Consider the following 15,511-nt stretch of genomic DNA (forward strand, 5'->3'; position numbering starts at 1 on the left):
CTAGGCCAACAGGCGCATCTTCTGTTCGGGCAACGCGAAAGCGGCACAGCCGGCTATGACGAATGCCGCCGCGAATAAACCGAACAGTAGGTTCATCCCACCGGCGGAAACCAGCGGGGGAACGATCAGTGGGGCAACAATGGAGGCGATTCGACCGAATCCCGCGGCTGCTCCCGTCCCCTTACCCCGCACCGAGGTGGGGTAGAGTTCCGGACCAATGGCGTACAAGGCGCCCCAGGCGCCCAGGTTGAAGAACGAGAGACAACATCCCGCCACGATCAGTGCGGTTTCAGTGGTCGCGAAGCCGAAAAAACCCGCAGAGATGGCCGAACCGACCAGGAACGCGGTCAGGGTGGGGCGGCGTCCCCAACGCTCGATCAGATAGGCGGCGGCCGCGTACCCGGGCAGCTGAGCCAGTGTCATGATGAGGGTGAAGGTAAAGGAGCGAACCAACGTGAACCCCTGAGCGTGCAGGAGCGAGGGAATCCAGATGAACGCCCCGTAGTAGGCCAGGTTGATGCAGAACCAGATGGTCCACAGCGCGATCGTTCGTCGGCGCAACGAGGCCGTAAAAATGGAGGACGGCTCGCCCTCTTCAGCGGCGACCGTCACCTCGTCCACGGCGGTGTCGTCTGCGCCTGCGGTGATGGACGCCGCGCCCTCCTCGGCTACCTCGGTGCGGCGCGCCCGCGTTGTGGCTGCCGAGGCTTCGAACCGGGCCACCACCGCTTCAGCCTCCGCCTCGCGTCCTCGGGAGAGTAGATAGCGTACCGACTCGGGTAGCCCCAGGCGTACCACCAGCGCATAGGCGGCCGGTACCAGACCGATAGCCAGCGCCCAGCGCCAACCGTTTTCACCGTTGGCCACAACAAAGGTTCCGATACAGGCCGCGGCGATCCAACCCACCGCCCAAAAGGCCTCCAGCAGAACAACGAGCCGGCCCCGGATGCGAACGGGTGAGAACTCGGAGACCAAGGTGGAGGCCACGGGCAACTCGGCACCCAGCCCGAGTCCGACGAGGAACCGCAGGGCCATCAGCATGGCCAGAGAGGTAGCCAGGGCCGATGCGCCCGTGGCCAGGCCGTAAACCAACAACGTGGCCGCGAAGATCTGCCGACGACCGAACTTATCGGCCAGCAAACCGCCCAGGGTGGCCCCGAGGGCCATGCCAACGAATCCAATAGAACCGAGCCAGGAAACCTCGGTGGGGGAGAGCCCCCAATGGGCCACCAGGGCGGCCATGATGAACGAGATGAGTCCAACGTCCATCGCGTCTAGGGCCCAGCCGATACCTGAGCCGGTCAGCAGACGAGCGTGCTCCGGGGTAAAGGGGAGGGAATCGAGACGCTGATTCAGCGAGCGCTTCATCGATCAACTTTCATGTTAAGTGTGTAGAGACACAAGTATCGTAATCCGGGCTGACCATTTTCGGCGTGCATGTTACTTCTGTGCCGACAAGATGCGGTGTCTGAAGGGCGCGGTGAACATGTCACAATAGATGCAATACAAAGCACCCAGGAGGATATCGTGAAGCCCCTCGTGATCGGGATTGCCGGAGGAACCGGCTCCGGCAAAACTACCCTGACCCGCGCGCTGATGGAATCGTTTCAGTCGCAGGTGGCGGTCATCTACCACGATAACTATTACAAACGCCACGACGACCTCTCCTACGAAGAGCGTTGCCAGCTCAACTACGATGCCCCCGAGGCCTTCGACAACGACCTGTTGGCTACTCACCTCGATGCGCTCATTCGTGGTGAGGCCATCGAGTGCCCCGTCTACGATTACGCTGCCCATAACCGGTCGGAAGAAACCGTCATCATCGAGTCTCGCCCGATCGTGATCATGGAGGGCATCCTGATTTTCGCCGAGCCCGAGCTGTGCAAGCGGTGCGATATCAAGCTCTTCGTCGATACCGATGCAGACGTGCGAATCTTGCGCCGGATGCGCCGTGACGTGGTAGAGCGGGGCCGCACCATTGAGTCGGTGCAGTCACAGTACCTGCAGACCGTCAAGCCCATGCACGAGCTCTATGTGGAACCGTCCAAGCGCCAGGCAGATCTCATCATTCCCGAAGGCGGCACGAACCTGGTGGCCCTCGATATGCTGGTTCACCGCATTCAGAACCAGCTCGCGCCGAAGTCCGCTTAACGCATCGAGGTCCTACCAGATGTGGTAGGACCTCGAATTCTAACGCGGACTTCGCGGGGTGGCTATGCGTTCTTCTTAGCCTTCAGCGCGGCGAGGCGCTGATCCAGCTCCGACTGCTTGCCGAGTTCTTCCAGCTCGTTGAACTGGGCGTCCACGGAGGACGCCGCCAGCTCCTCGGCGCCGCGCACGCGGGCCTCTTCGCGACGAACCTTCTCTTCGAAACGGGAGATTTCCGAGGTCGGGTCCATGACATCGAAGGACTTCAGGGCGTCGTGCACCTGGTTCTGCGCGGCGGCGTTCTTGGAACGAGCCACCAGCTCGTCGCGCTTGGCCGACAGCTCGCGCAGCTTCTCGTTCATCTTGTTCAGACCATCTTTGAGCTTCTCGACGACCTGGGTCTGCGCGTCGATCTGCGGCTTGACGGCTGCGGCCTCATTCTCGGCCTGCATCTGGCGCTGCAGGGCGATCTTGGCGAGGTTATCGAACTTGTCGGCGTTGACGGTATCGCCGGTGTTACGGAACTCATCGGCCTTGTTCGAGGCGGCCAGGGCCTTGTTGCCCCATTCCTCAGCCTCGCGCTGGTCTTCGGCGTAGTCTTCTTCCAGCATGCGCAGGTTGCCGATGGTCTGGGCAACGGCCTGCTCTGCCTCGGCGATGTTGTTGGTGTAGTCGCGCACCATCTGATCCAGCATCTTCTGCGGGTCTTCCGCAGAGTCGATGAGCGCGTTGATGTTAGCCTTGGCCAGCTGGGAGATTCGGCCGAAAATGGTCTGCTTTACCATGATTTTCCTTCTTTCTTGTAGGGCTCCGGTTGTTCCCGGAGAAATCTTGAGGGCTTAGAAGGTACCACCGGCGCTGGGGCCATCGAAACCGCCCCCGCCGAAGTCTCCTCCGCCGAAACCGCCGCCAAAGCCGCCACCGAACCCGCCGCCACCGGAGAAGTGGCCGCCGCCGAAACCGCCGTTGAGGATGCTACCGAGCAAGATGCCACCCAGCAGGGCGGAGTTGTTGGAGTGCGAGTAACCGTGGCCGTAGCTACGGTTGAAATAATCAACATCCGACTGCGCGATCTCTTGTGCCTCGGTGGCCAGACGCATGGCTTCGTGTGCGGCGGTGAGAGCCTCGACCGGATTCGCCTGGGCGTTGCTCTGAGCAAAATCGAGCTGGCGCTCCGCCTCGCGCAGTTTCGTGCGTGCCAGGGAGTCCACCCCGCCACGGCGGGCCCAGATGTATTGGCTGGCCGTAGAGACCTGCGCCTGGGCCGAAACCAGGGCATGCTGCAGGCTGGCGCGAGCCGAGTTCTGAGCCTCGTGTTCTTGCCGCACGCTGCCGAGGGCGGCGTCCAGTTCTGAGCGAGCCTGTTGCAACTTGCGCGAGAGCGCCAACGGGTCGGTCTGCTTCGCCCGGGCCTCAGCCTGAATCTGGTCGAGGACAGCGGTGACACCTGCCGCTGCACCGGCGAGTTCTCCGGTGCGCTGGTACTTGGCCGTCTCTCGCGCCTGCGCCACATCGCGTTGGGCCAGCATGAGGGCCTCCTCGAGGGAGCGCTGAGCTGACTCCAGCTCCTTCTCTGCGGCGTCCACAGACTCCAGTAGGCCGTGCGCCTGACCCGCGGCTTCTTCACCGGCCCGGATCTCGAGAATGGCCTCGGAGCGATTGGTGTCCATCAGGTTGCGGGCTGCGGCGATGGCTTCGCGGGCGAACTCGAGGCGACCGTGCGCCTGGTCGATGTTGTCTTTCACCGTCTCGAAAGCAGACGGCAGGTAGCGGATGGTCATGCGATCCATCGAGGCCTGGCCGGCGGGGATGCGCTGCTCCACCTCGCGAACTCGGGACTCAAGAGAAGCCAAAACCTCCGGCGCGTTCTTTTCGAGCTGACGCAGGTTGTTGAAGTTCTCTTCCTGCTGTTGCAAGGCTCGTTGCGCGTCGCGGCACCGGGCGATGATCTCGTTGAGCCAGGCCCGCTGGTCGGCCTCGGTGTCGGGGATGTCGTCGTCCAGTTGCTTCTGCAACTGGAAGGAACGCTGCATGTGCTCTTTAGCGTCGTCGATCGCTTTTTGGTAGGGCGCAACGGCTTCCGAACCGTATTGCAGAGCGGCGAACTCGACTTCTTGCTGAGAGTTGACGATCGCGTTGTCGGTAGAGACCAACAGTTTGCCTGCCTCTTGGCGTAGCTGCGGGATCGGTGCGCCACCGGCTGGTTGAGGCCCTGCCCCGCCGGGTTGCTGAACCCCGCCGCGGCCACGACGGTTGCGTCCTAACAACCAGGCACTGCCACCGGCCACGGCGGCGACGCCGCCCAGCACCAACATACCAGTTCCCGGCCCGGCCAGACCGGCGCCAGAGGCCTGCGAAGAGGAGCCACGAGAACCGCCGGACACAGCCTGCGCGATGCCGTCGGCTGCCGCGATACCGGCGGCCGAATAGTCAGATTTCTTCAGCTGCGGAAACACCTTGTTGGTGTAAATGTCATTGACCTGGGACTGGCTCAGGGTACCTTCGCCGCCGGCCACCAGGGTGGCAGCGCGATCCTCCGTTGCGATGGCCAGTACCACATCGTTGGTGCCCATATTGTTCATTTGGCCCAGTCGCTTAGCCCAGGCATCGGACTGCTGGGGAGATTCGAACTTGTCGACGGTCACCACGTACAGGTTGATGTTGTGCTCGTTGGCGAGTTTGTCGATGGCCGACTGCAAGCGCGCGGTATCAGAGATGGAGGAGGTCGTATCTTCGACCCGCACCTTCGGCGGCAAATCCATCGGTGCCTGCGCCATGGCGGACGGCGCGGCGAGCAACGTCAACGCGGCGCACGAGCTGAGGAACAGACTCATGGACGAAAGTTTCTTCATGGGCGACTCATCCTCTCCAGGCGCGGTTCGCCGTGGGCAATGTCAGCTATCACAATTCTACCGTGTCGCACCTGAGCGTTACCGGTGCATCTCGGCTCGTTCGCTCCGGGCACATCCACGCCGGGACGTCTTGACTGCGCTTTCAGAAAACATCCAGACGATACTCAACTGGGTTTCAGTGCGATCGGGGATAGTAAGGTGAGGTAGAAAAATTGTGTGCCCTGAGACCGGGCTCCACGAACGAAAGGCACAGTATGTCGCAACATCCTTGGGATCAGCAGTCGGAGACACCCCGCGGTCACTACGGTTCCGAAGGTGAGCAGCCCACCCAGCCTTTCTCGAATGTTTCTGCCGAGCACTCGGGGCACTACGCGCAGTACGGTCAGGGGGAGAACCCCGGATACCAGCAGTACAACCCGGGCGGGTACGCCCAGCACCCCTATGCGCAGGCCCCTCAGTACGCAGAACCCCGCAAGAAAAAGCACGGCACGGGCACGGTGCTGGGAGCCGCCTTGTTGGCCGCACTTGTGGGTTCGGGCGTGGCCACCGGCGTCAACGCCATCGCCGATAAAGCCTCCCCGGCCGCTGCCTCGCACGGGTCCACGACGTCGAGCACGACGATCGTCAACAACACCGATTCGGTGAACGAGATTACGGCGGCTGCGGCGAAGGCCACCCCCTCGGTGGTCACGATCTCGGTCAACGCCGGCCAGGGATCCGGCTCCGGATCCGGTGTGGTGCTCGACGACCAGGGGCACATTCTCACCAACACCCACGTGGTCACCCTGGACGGCCAGGCCAGCAAGGCCGACATCGAGGTGCAGCTCTCCGACGCTCAGGTACGCAAGGCACAACTCGTCGGTACCGACCCGACCAGCGACCTGGCCGTGATCAAGGTAGATACCCAGGGTCTCAACCTCACCCCGGCTACCCTGGGGGATTCTGAAAAGCTCAACGTCGGCGACGCCGCGATCGCCATTGGCGCCCCGCTAGGATTGCAGAACACCGTGACCGACGGCATCATTTCGACGCTTTCCCGCACGATTGAGATCGCCTCGTCCGCGCCCAATAGCGATACCCAGGACAGCGCCCCGCAGCAGGAACCCTTCGGTTCGCAGGATTCCCCGTTCCAGTTTCAACTACCGCATCAGCAACCACAGGGCTCTAAGCAGTCCACCATCTCGCTGAACGTGTTGCAGACAGACGCGGCTGTCAATCCCGGTAACTCCGGCGGCGCGTTGGTCAATGCCAAGGGAGAGGTCGTCGGAATCAACGTGGCGATCGCTTCGGCAGGCTCGTCGTCGAGCTCCGGCGAACAGTCGGGAAACATCGGCGTGGGCTTCGCGATCCCGGTCAACTACGCCAAGCGGGTGGCCAACGACATCATTCAGGACGGCGCCGCCAAGCACGGTCAGATCGGTGCGACAATCGCGACCTCCCCGGCCAACGACAATCAGTCCCAAGCCTTTGGTGACGGTGCGACCATTCGCGACGTGACCCCGGGCGGTGCCGCCGATGAGGCCGGCCTGAAGTCGGGAGATGTGGTGACCTCGTTCGACGGCCGCCCCATCACCGAGGCCGGTCAGCTCTCGGCGACCGTACGCCAGACCGAACCCGGCAAGAAGGTCAAGCTGACCGTGCAGCGGGGAGGAGCCGAGAAGGAGATTGAGCTGACCCTGGGACAGGCCTCCAAGTAGGCCTAGACCGCGCCGCCGTCGAACCCGTGTTGCCGCCAGGCCTCGTAGACCGCGATCGAAGCGGAGTTCGCCAGGTTGAGCGAGCGGCGGCCCGGCAACATGGGGATACGCACGCGCTCGGTCACCTCGGGTGCGTTCTGCACCTCATCCGGTAGGCCGACCGATTCGGGGCCAAAGAACAAGACATCGCCGGGTTGATACTCGATATCGGCGAAGTTGGTGGTCGCGGTGGTGGTAAAGGCAAACACACGAGCCGGAAGCAGAGCCTCCCAGGCCTGCTCGAGGGAGGGATGGACGGTCATCACGGCCAAATCGTGATAGTCCAGACCGGCCCGTTTGAGGTGCTTGTCGTCGAAATTGAATCCTAACGGCTCTACCAGATGCAACTCGGCGCCGGTGACGGCGGCCAGGCGGATTGCGTTGCCGGTGTTTCCGGGGATCTCAGGCGTATAGAACAGAATTTTGAACACGCACCTTAGTGTAGGGCACCCGCGCAGGGGAATAATCTCCGTTCCGGTGGGAGTGAACGAATTCATGGGGCGTGGGAATGAACTGGCCGCTAGGATGGTTAGGCATGAACGCCCCCCGTGGCGTAGTCCCGTCTTTGACCCGAGCTGAAAGGTAAGCCCCATGGCAGACCGCGTGTATCTCGACCACGCAGCCACCACCGACGTCCTCGAACCGGTGATGCAGGCAGTGCTCGAGCAAATGCGTATCGGTGGTAACCCCTCGTCGTTGCACGGGGCAGGACGCCGCGCCCGGGCTACCGTCGAGGCGGCCAGGGAACAGGTCGCGCGCGCCGTCGGTTGCGATAGCGCCGAGGTGATCTTCACCTCGGGGGGAACGGAAGCCGATAACCTCGCGGTCAAAGGGTTGTTCTATCAGCGCAACGGAGCCGACTCACGCCGCACCCGCGTCTTGCTCTCGACCATCGAACATCACGCGGTCTCTGAAGCGGCCGAGTGGCTGGAGGCCCACGACGGGGCTGAATTGGAGTGGATCGAGGTGGACGCCTCGGGCATGATCGACCCTGCCGAAGTGCGTGCCCTGATCGAGAAAGCCCCCGAATCCGTGGCGCTGGTGACGGCGATGTGGGCCAACAACGAGATGGGCGCGATCCAACCGATCGCAGCCATCGCCGAGATCGCCGCCGAATACGGTATTCCCATGCACACCGACGCCGTTCAGGCCTTCGGCGCTATCCCCGTCAACTTCCGCGATTCCGGGGTGGCCACCATGGCAATCTCCGGGCACAAGATCGGCGGCCCCATGGGCATCGGCGCATTAATTGCCACCCGCACGACCGCACTGTCTCCCGTGTTGCACGGGGGAGGGCAGGAACGCTCGGTGCGTTCGGGCACCATCGACGCCGCCTCGATCGCCGGCTTCGGCGCGGCGGCCGCATGGGCTGCCGAACACCTCGAGACGGAATCGCGGCGGATCGCGACCCTGCGCAACCGCCTGATCAACCGCGTCCGCGAAGAGTACCCGGCAGCCACCCTGCGCGGGCCGGAACCCGAGACCGACCTCGAGATCATGAAACACGGCCCCACACGTCGCCTGCCGAATAACGCCCACTTCACCTTCGCCGGGTGTGAGGGCGATTCGTTGCTCTTCCTCTTAGACATGGCAGGCATCGAGACGTCCACCGGCTCAGCCTGCAACGCCGGCGTGCCGCGGCCCTCCCACGTCTTGCTGGCCATGGGAGTCCCCGAAGAAACCGCGCGCGGCGCTCAACGATTCACCCTGGGGCACTCCACGACCGACGCCGATATCGAGGCTCTCCTCAATGCCCTGCCCGCGGCCTATGCCCAGGCTTCGTCGGCCGGCCTGGCAGCTCACACCCCCGAAGCTTCCCGCTGGCACTGACCACCTGACTCGACTTTTAAGGACTATTGATGAAGATTCTCGCTGCAATGAGCGGTGGCGTTGACTCGGCGGTGGCCGCAGCACGCGCCGTCGAGGCAGGCCACGACGTCGTCGGCGTACATCTGGCGCTCTCCCGCATGCCCGGAACCCTCCGTACCGGTTCCCGCGGTTGCTGCACGATTGAAGACTCCATGGACGCCCGCCGCGTCTGCGACCAGCTCGGCATCCCGTTTTACGTCTGGGACTTCTCGGAGCGTTTCAAAGAGGACGTCGTCGACGACTTCATCTCCGAGTACGAACACGGCCGCACCCCCAACCCGTGTATGCGGTGCAACGAAAAGATCAAATTCGCCGCCCTCCTCGAGAAGGCCGTTGCCTTGGGCTTCGACGCGGTCGTCACCGGCCATTACGCCAAGGTCATCTCCGACGAGGCGGGCAATCGCGAACTGCACCGCGCTGCCACCTGGGCCAAAGATCAGTCCTACGTTTTGGGCGTATTGACCCACGAGCAGCTTAAACACGCGTGGTTCCCGCTGGCTGACACCCCCTCGAAAGACGAGGTGCGCGCCGAGGCCGCCCGCCGCGGTTTCTCGGTGGCGAAGAAACCCGACTCCTACGACATCTGCTTCATCCCCGAAGGTGACACCCGCGCCTGGTTGGACGAACACATCGAGATGACTCCCGGGCAGATCAAAGACACCGAGGGCCACGTGCTGGGTCAGCACCCCGGTGCACAGGCATTCACCGTCGGCCAGCGCAAGGGTCTGGCTATTGGTCGGCCCGCTCCCGATGGCAAACCGCGCTTCGTGCTGGAAGTTCGCCCGAAAACCAACGAAGTCATCGTCGGCTCCAAAGAGCTGTTGGCGGTGGATGAGATCCGCGGAATTCGGTGCACCTGGGCGGGTCTGCCGATCGCCGAGGTTGCGCAATTCCTCGCCGAAGAACCCCGTGCCGGTGCCCAAAGCGCCGAGTTCGAGATCACCGCGCAGGTGCGCGCCCACGCTGACCCGGTGGCGTCCACGGCCCACATGGAGTGGGTCATCGACGACGAATCGCCGGAGGAGGGCGCCCTCCGCCTGGAGATGGTGGTGGCCGTTCACGAAGCACTCCGCGGCGTAGCGCCGGGGCAGACCCTGGTGATCTATCAGGGCACGCGCGTGCTGGGGCAGGCGACCATCAACCGGGCGTATTCACTGGCGAGGGCCGATATCAACGCCTAGGTTGGTACACTGTGCGCATGCAACAATCCCGCGATGTCCAAGCCAACGCCGAGTTTGACCGCCGCGCCACATCCCTCGAAGGCACCGATGAGGCAGTTCTCGAGGAGCTCTTCGCCATCCGCCGCACCATCGACAACATGGACGCCGCGCTGGTGAACATCCTCGCTGAACGCTTCCGCGCCACCCAGCGGGTGGGGGTTCTCAAAGCCGAGCATCAGTTACCTCCGGGCGATCCCGATCGTGAAGCCGCCCAGATCCAGCGCCTGCGCTCGCTGGCCGAGGCCGCTCAGCTTGACCCCGAATTCGCCGAGAAGTTTTTAAACTTCATCATCTCCGAGGTCATACAGCATCACAAGATCATTGCCGAGAACCATGAACGATAACCTGCCCGACACCCGATACGCGGTGCGCGCTACGGCACTAGGCGGTTTTCCCGGTACCGACTTCTTCGATGCCGTCCATCGCGTGCGCGGCGAACTGGGGGATCCGCACCTTCCCTTTCTGCCGGTGCTCGAGGCCCGCGGGTTTGCGGCGGGGACCCTCGCGCGCACCATCGCCTGTATGGATGGACTGACCGCAGACGGCACCGCGGCCGGCTGGCGAGTGCGTGAGGGGCGCTCGCGTGAGGGCGAGCTGGCTGCGGCGACCTTTGCCTCTGATATCAATATCCTCGCCGACGTGGTAGGGGCAGAATCTCATCGCGGTGGGCAATTCAAGCTGCAGTTGCTGGGACCTATCTCCTTGGCTCATCAGCTACACCTGCACCATGGGGAGCGAGCACTGGCCGATTCCGGCGCCCGGCGCGACATCCGCGACGCGTTCATCGCCGGTCTGGATCGCTGGCTGGATCTATTGCAGGAGGCCGTGCCGCAGGAAAATCTGGTCCTGCACTTGGATGAGCCTTGCCTGCGGGTCTCCCTGGCCGGTGAGGTACCCACCTCGAGTGGGTTCTCTCGCTATCGGGCGGTCCCCGAACCCGAGGCGGAGGAGAGCTTGAACCTGGTGAGCCAGGCGGCCCAGGCACGCGATATTCAGGTGATTCTGAATGCGCCCGAGGCATTACCCTCGGATGCCGAGCGCACCCCGTCGTGGTTGAAACCCTTTGGCGCGCTGTGCGTGCCCGTGGGCCTCGACGAGCGCAGTTTCGAGCCCCTGGCCGCGCACCTGGACGCCGGCCGCACGGTGTTGGCCCTCTTGCCCGCCGAGTACGCCGGCATGCGTCTGCCCGAGGCCGCCCACACGTGGTGGCGGTTGTGGCGCTCGGTAGGCGTGCCGGCGTCCTCGCTCTCTTCAGTGCTACTGTGCCCACCGGTTGACCTGACCCGATGCGGTCCCGGACAAGCGACCGCCCAGCTGGGCCGGTTGACGGAGCTGGCACGGGCGGTCTCGGAGCTGGCCGCCGAGCAGTGACCGACCATGACGGATACCGGGTAGAATCAACTGTGGCGTGCCCCGCTCGCACAGGTGAACCGGCCGCGCTTTAGAGAACTACACCCCTCAGCAGCGATGCGAAAAGGAGACTCATGAACGCCACCATTTTGGTTGTCGATGACGACGAGGCCCTGGCAGAGATGGTAGGGATCGTCTTGGCCCAGGAAGGTTTCGAAACCTTCTTCTGCGAGGCCGGCGACAAAGCGTTCGAGTCTTTCACCAATTACAACCCCGATCTCATCCTCCTGGACCTCATGTTGCCGGGGATCAACGGGATCCAGGTGTGCACCCAGATCCGCGAAGTCTCCGATGTTCCGATCATCATGCTCACCGCGAAGTCCGACACTGAGGACGTCGTGGCCGGTTTGGAGGCCGGCGCCGACGACTACGTCGCGAAACCTTTCAAGCCCGCCGAGCTCTTGGCGCGCGTGCGTGCCCGCTTGCGTCCGCGGGAGGAAAGTGCGAACGAGCCGTTGCGCGTGGGCGGTCTGGAAATCGACCTGGCCGGGCACACCGTCTCTCGAGACGGCGCCCTCATTCCCTTGACCCCCTTGGAGTTCGAGTTGCTGGCAAACCTGGCTCGCCAGCCCGGTCAGGTGCTCAAGCGCGAGGTGCTGCTGGGCAATGTCTGGGGGTATGAGAAGTCCGTCGATCCTCGCTTGGTCAACGTGCATATTCAGCGCTTGCGGTCAAAGATCGAAGAAGACCCCGAGAATCCTCAGATCGTTTTGACCGTGCGCGGTGTGGGATACAAAGCGGTCGCCGAGAAGAATCGTTCGTGAGGTTAATTAGTGAGCGAAGAGGTTACCTCTGACGCACAACAGCGGCCCGCCGAGGTTCCACCGGAACTGACCTGGCGTCGGCCGTTCACGCGTGCCCGGTATTTATGGCGAACTTCCCTGCAGTTCCGCGCTGTCGCCGGGGCCGGTCTGTTGCTCTCGCTGGCCTTCATCGTGGTCGGGGCCTTTCTCTCGCATCAAATCGCGAACTCGCTGTTCAAGACCCGCCTGGATCAGTCTCTGCAAGAGGCCTCGAACGGTTTTACGAACGTGCAGACCCTGCTCGATAGCTCGGACGCTTCGGGACGAGCCGAGATTCAGCGAGACGTGCAACGATTTTTGACGGTGCTAGAAGCCAGCGGTAACGACACCCACCGCCAGTGGGTTCTCGTCCCGGGCCAGGGGTCTCAAGACAGTTTTATCGCCGAACAGAGCCAGTCACCTGACATTTCGGCCGCGGATATCCCGCCAGACCTCAAAGAGTCGGTGGAATCGACCGGGGGCATGTATTGGAAGTCTGCTCAGCTGCAGATTAGCGGGCAAAACGCCCCGGTGTTGATCATCGGCAAAACCATCGACATTCCGCAGAATCCGCACTATGGGTTGTATCTGATCTACGACCTCTCCGAGGCGCAAGCGATCCTCAACTACATCAACGTGGTGGTCAGCATTGCCTTCGTCATCTTGTTGCTGATGGTGCTTTCCATCGTGTGGTTTATTACGCGCACCGTGATTCGTCCGATTTCCTCCACCGCGATCACGGCCGAGAAACTGGCGGCCGGGGATCTCGGCCAGCGCGTGATCGTCCGCGGGCACCACGAGACCTCGCGCTTGGGAATGTCCTTCAATCGCATGGCGGACAGCCTGCAAGATCAAATTTCGCGTTTGGAGACGCTCTCGACGATGCAGCAGCGCTTCGTCTCGGACGTCTCGCACGAACTCCGCACCCCGTTGACAACGGTGCGGATGGCCGCCGAGATGCTACACGACGGCCGCGAGAAGATGGAACCGGCCTACCGGCGTCCCACCGAGTTACTGTACAACCAGGTCGACCGCTTCGACTCGTTGCTCTCTGATCTGCTGGAGATTTCTCGCTTCGATTCCGGCTCCGCCAAGTTGGACGTCGCCTCGGTCGACCTCATGGCCGTTATCAACAACGTTCTCGTCTCGGTAGAGCCCCACCTGATTCGCACCGGCACCGAGTTGCGGATGCACGCACCCTCCAAGACGCTGGTGGTCGAGATGGAACATCGCCGCATCGAACGCGTCTTGCGCAACCTTTTCTTCAACGCCGTCGAGCACAGCGAGTCTCGCCCCATCGACGTGTACGTGGCAGCCTCCGATACCGCGGTGGGCGTGGCGGTCCGCGACCACGGCGTGGGCCTGAGTAAAGAACACGTATCGCAGGTCTTCAACCGATTCTGGCGCGCCGACCCCTCCCGCAAACGCACGCTGGGTGGTACCGGCCTGGGGCTGTCGATCGCTGCCGAGGACGTCCGGCTCCATTCAGGACGCCTGGAAGCCTGGGGCGAACTGGGGGAGGGCGCCTGCTTCCGCATGACCTTGCCCCTGCGGCAGGACGAACCGGCCGGCGAGTCTCCGGTCCCGCTGTCGTGGGAGATCGAGGAATCAGCCTCGCCGATTACACGGAGCCTGCCGACCGCGGCTTCTCTTGACCATGAACTCGATCCCGATTTCCTCGCCTCGGAAGCCATCGTTGCCCGCCACCTGGAGAAGGAGGAATAGCCCGGTGAAAAACCACCCTCTCTCGCGTCGCCATCTCATCCTCGGCCTGGGGGCCTCCTTCACCGCACTCAGCGGCTGCGCCAGTATTCCCTCCGGCGGGTCTGTCAACCACTTCGGTGATCCCCAAAAATCCTCGCAGGCGTCGAACTCCGAGGTGGTTCCCAGCGGCCCGCGTCCGGGAGCAACCCCGCAGGAAATCCTGCAGGGCTTTTTTAGCGCCGGGGTGGGAGCGGAGAACGATTACGAGATCGCTCGGCAATACCTGACCGAATCTATGGCGGCCTCGTGGAAATCGGAGGAACGGGTCTTCATCTACCAGCAGGGCCTCTCCATCAAGCCCGCCAGCGGTCAAGGGGCGTTCACCGTGGCGGTGCCGGTGCAGACCCAGATTTCTGATAATGGCATCGCCCGCACGTTGTCCTCCACCGAAGAGCGTAAGTTCAACGTCAAGCTGACCCAGGTAGACGGCCAGTGGCGCATCGACGAGATACCCAACGGCTTGGTCTTGGAACGCGGTGAATTCAACCAGAGCTTCGCGCCGTTCACCCTGTATTTTTACGACCCGACTTTCACCTATGCGGTGCCCGATATCCGCTGGTTCGCGCGCCGCCTCTCGGTGGCCACCTCGATGGTGCGCGTGTTGCTCGGCGGCCCGGCCCCCTATCTGAAGAACGCGGTACGCAGCGCGATTCCGGCCAATACCGAACTCAGCCGTAACTCTGTGCCCGTGGAGACCTCCGAGGCGCAGGTCAGCCTCAAGGGCCCCAAGATCTCTCCCGATATGCCACAATTGGAGATCGAGCGCATCCAATCTCAGCTTTCCCAAACGCTGCGCGGCATCAACGGTATCGATAAAGTCTCGTTGCGTTTTGACGATCAGAACGTGCACACCGGCACGCTGGAAAATTACATTGAGCCTCAGGTCAATCCCACCGTGGCTCAGAACATCATCAGCCTTGAAGGCACCAAGTTGAGCTTGCGCAGCGAGTTGCTCAACGACCAGAACATGATCACGGTGCACGAAGATCCTGAAGGAACCATCACCCAAACGGCGATGGGTTATACCCGACAGCACTTTGCATACCTTAATGCGGATCATTCTGTGATGACGGTGATCGGTGAGAAGCGGAGCGAGCGAACCGTCTCTGGCACCAACCTCACCCGTCCGTCCTTCGACCAGTTTCAATGGGTGTGGATCAGCAATAGCGATGGGGCGGTGCGGGCCCTCTCGATGGGTGGCGCGCAGTCCGCTGCTCCGCGGCAGGTCCAGGTGAACTGGCTCGACGGAGCGCAGATCACCTCGCTACGTCTCTCCCGCGATGGTGCACGCGTGGCCGTTGTCACCCGCACCGGCAAGACCACGCACCTGTGGGTCTGCGGCGTTGAACGCGACGACGAGAACAAGCCGGTGAAACTTTCCGAACCGGTTCGCGTCGGCGTATCGATCGAGGTGGATTACGCTGCCTGGATCTCTGACGAGGCTCTGATCGGCGCTAATTTCAGCACCGGCGAGTCTGAGATGTGTTACCTCTCGGGCAAAACCGTGCCGATCGCCCAGCTTGATTCGTTGACTCAGGTGGCAGCGTGTATCGGTCGCGAGCAGGTTCTGGCACAGACCGAAAACCAGAATATTTATCTGCTGGTTGATCGGGCCTGGACGCGCGTTGAGACCTCGGCTCACGATCTCAACTATTCCAGTTAGATCGCACTTTTGCTCTGAACCGGAGCAGGTCGGCCTGAGCTGTGTCCACATTCTCCGATCGGGGGAC

The 15,511-nt window shown here is 62.7% G+C and carries 13 protein-coding genes; 9 read left to right on the forward strand and 4 right to left on the reverse strand.

The annotated features are described in order from the left end of the window. Nucleotides 1-1,368: an MFS transporter gene (locus VVR12_RS00590; RefSeq protein ID WP_368549181.1), complete on the reverse strand. Its 1,368-nt coding sequence runs from the start codon at nucleotides 1,366-1,368 to the stop codon at nucleotides 1-3. Between the two features lie 96 nt (nucleotides 1,369-1,464). Here VVR12_RS00590 and udk point away from each other — a divergent pair, with 96 nt between their 5' ends. Continuing rightward, entirely contained in the window at nucleotides 1,465-2,151 is a 687-nt protein-coding gene (gene udk, locus VVR12_RS00595; protein ID WP_368549182.1) for a uridine kinase, read from the forward strand. A gap of 62 nt (nucleotides 2,152-2,213) precedes the next feature. On the opposite strand, the gene VVR12_RS00600 is transcribed toward udk, so the two are convergent. Continuing rightward, a complete protein-coding gene (locus VVR12_RS00600; protein ID WP_368549183.1) occupies nucleotides 2,214-2,933 on the reverse strand; it encodes a PspA/IM30 family protein in 720 nt (239 codons plus the stop codon). A 54-nt stretch (nucleotides 2,934-2,987) separates the two neighbouring features. Beyond that, complete coding sequence (locus VVR12_RS00605; protein WP_368549184.1) at nucleotides 2,988-5,000, reverse strand: TPM domain-containing protein; 2,013 nt, start codon at nucleotides 4,998-5,000, stop codon at nucleotides 2,988-2,990. 254 nt (nucleotides 5,001-5,254) lie between these two features. Here VVR12_RS00605 and VVR12_RS00610 point away from each other — a divergent pair, with 254 nt between their 5' ends. Then, nucleotides 5,255-6,697, forward strand: a complete 1,443-nt coding sequence (locus VVR12_RS00610) for a S1C family serine protease (RefSeq protein WP_368549185.1) — start codon at nucleotides 5,255-5,257, stop codon at nucleotides 6,695-6,697. 2 nt (nucleotides 6,698-6,699) lie between these two features. Here VVR12_RS00610 and VVR12_RS00615 read toward each other — a convergent pair whose 3' ends face one another. Beyond that, complete coding sequence (locus VVR12_RS00615) at nucleotides 6,700-7,167, reverse strand: tRNA (cytidine(34)-2'-O)-methyltransferase (RefSeq protein ID WP_368549186.1); 468 nt, start codon at nucleotides 7,165-7,167, stop codon at nucleotides 6,700-6,702. A gap of 160 nt (nucleotides 7,168-7,327) precedes the next feature. Between VVR12_RS00615 and VVR12_RS00620 the strand changes: the two genes are divergently transcribed. The 7 genes from VVR12_RS00620 (at nucleotide 7,328) to VVR12_RS00650 (ending at nucleotide 15,444) form a co-directional block, all read left to right on the forward strand. Next, complete coding sequence (locus tag VVR12_RS00620) at nucleotides 7,328-8,566, forward strand: cysteine desulfurase family protein (protein WP_368549187.1); 1,239 nt, start codon at nucleotides 7,328-7,330, stop codon at nucleotides 8,564-8,566. A 29-nt stretch (nucleotides 8,567-8,595) separates the two neighbouring features. Beyond that, nucleotides 8,596-9,786 (forward strand): tRNA 2-thiouridine(34) synthase MnmA, encoded by a 1,191-nt coding sequence (gene mnmA / locus VVR12_RS00625; protein WP_368549188.1) that lies wholly within the window; start codon nucleotides 8,596-8,598, stop codon nucleotides 9,784-9,786. Between the two features lie 17 nt (nucleotides 9,787-9,803). Then, nucleotides 9,804-10,169, forward strand: a complete 366-nt coding sequence (locus tag VVR12_RS00630; protein ID WP_368549919.1) for a chorismate mutase — start codon at nucleotides 9,804-9,806, stop codon at nucleotides 10,167-10,169. Continuing rightward, on the forward strand, nucleotides 10,159-11,196 hold the full coding sequence (locus VVR12_RS00635) for a hypothetical protein (protein ID WP_368549189.1): 1,038 nt from the start codon (nucleotides 10,159-10,161) through the stop codon (nucleotides 11,194-11,196). Before VVR12_RS00630 ends, VVR12_RS00635 begins: the two co-directional genes overlap by 11 nt. 113 nt (nucleotides 11,197-11,309) lie before the next feature. Next, complete coding sequence (mtrA, locus tag VVR12_RS00640; RefSeq protein ID WP_368549190.1) at nucleotides 11,310-11,999, forward strand: MtrAB system response regulator MtrA; 690 nt, start codon at nucleotides 11,310-11,312, stop codon at nucleotides 11,997-11,999. Nucleotides 12,000-12,008: 9 nt separating this feature from the next. After that, nucleotides 12,009-13,742 (forward strand): MtrAB system histidine kinase MtrB, encoded by a 1,734-nt coding sequence (gene mtrB / locus VVR12_RS00645; RefSeq protein WP_368549191.1) that lies wholly within the window; start codon nucleotides 12,009-12,011, stop codon nucleotides 13,740-13,742. A gap of 4 nt (nucleotides 13,743-13,746) precedes the next feature. Further along, the gene (locus VVR12_RS00650) at nucleotides 13,747-15,444 is read left to right on the forward strand and encodes an LpqB family beta-propeller domain-containing protein (protein WP_368549192.1); all 1,698 of its coding nucleotides are present in this window, start codon (nucleotides 13,747-13,749) and stop codon (nucleotides 15,442-15,444) included. Nucleotides 15,445-15,511 lie beyond the last annotated feature (67 nt).

Origin of the sequence: Rothia sp. LK2588, assembly GCF_040946465.1 — a bacterium.
Classification (GTDB): Bacteria; Actinomycetota; Actinomycetes; order Actinomycetales; family Micrococcaceae; genus Rothia.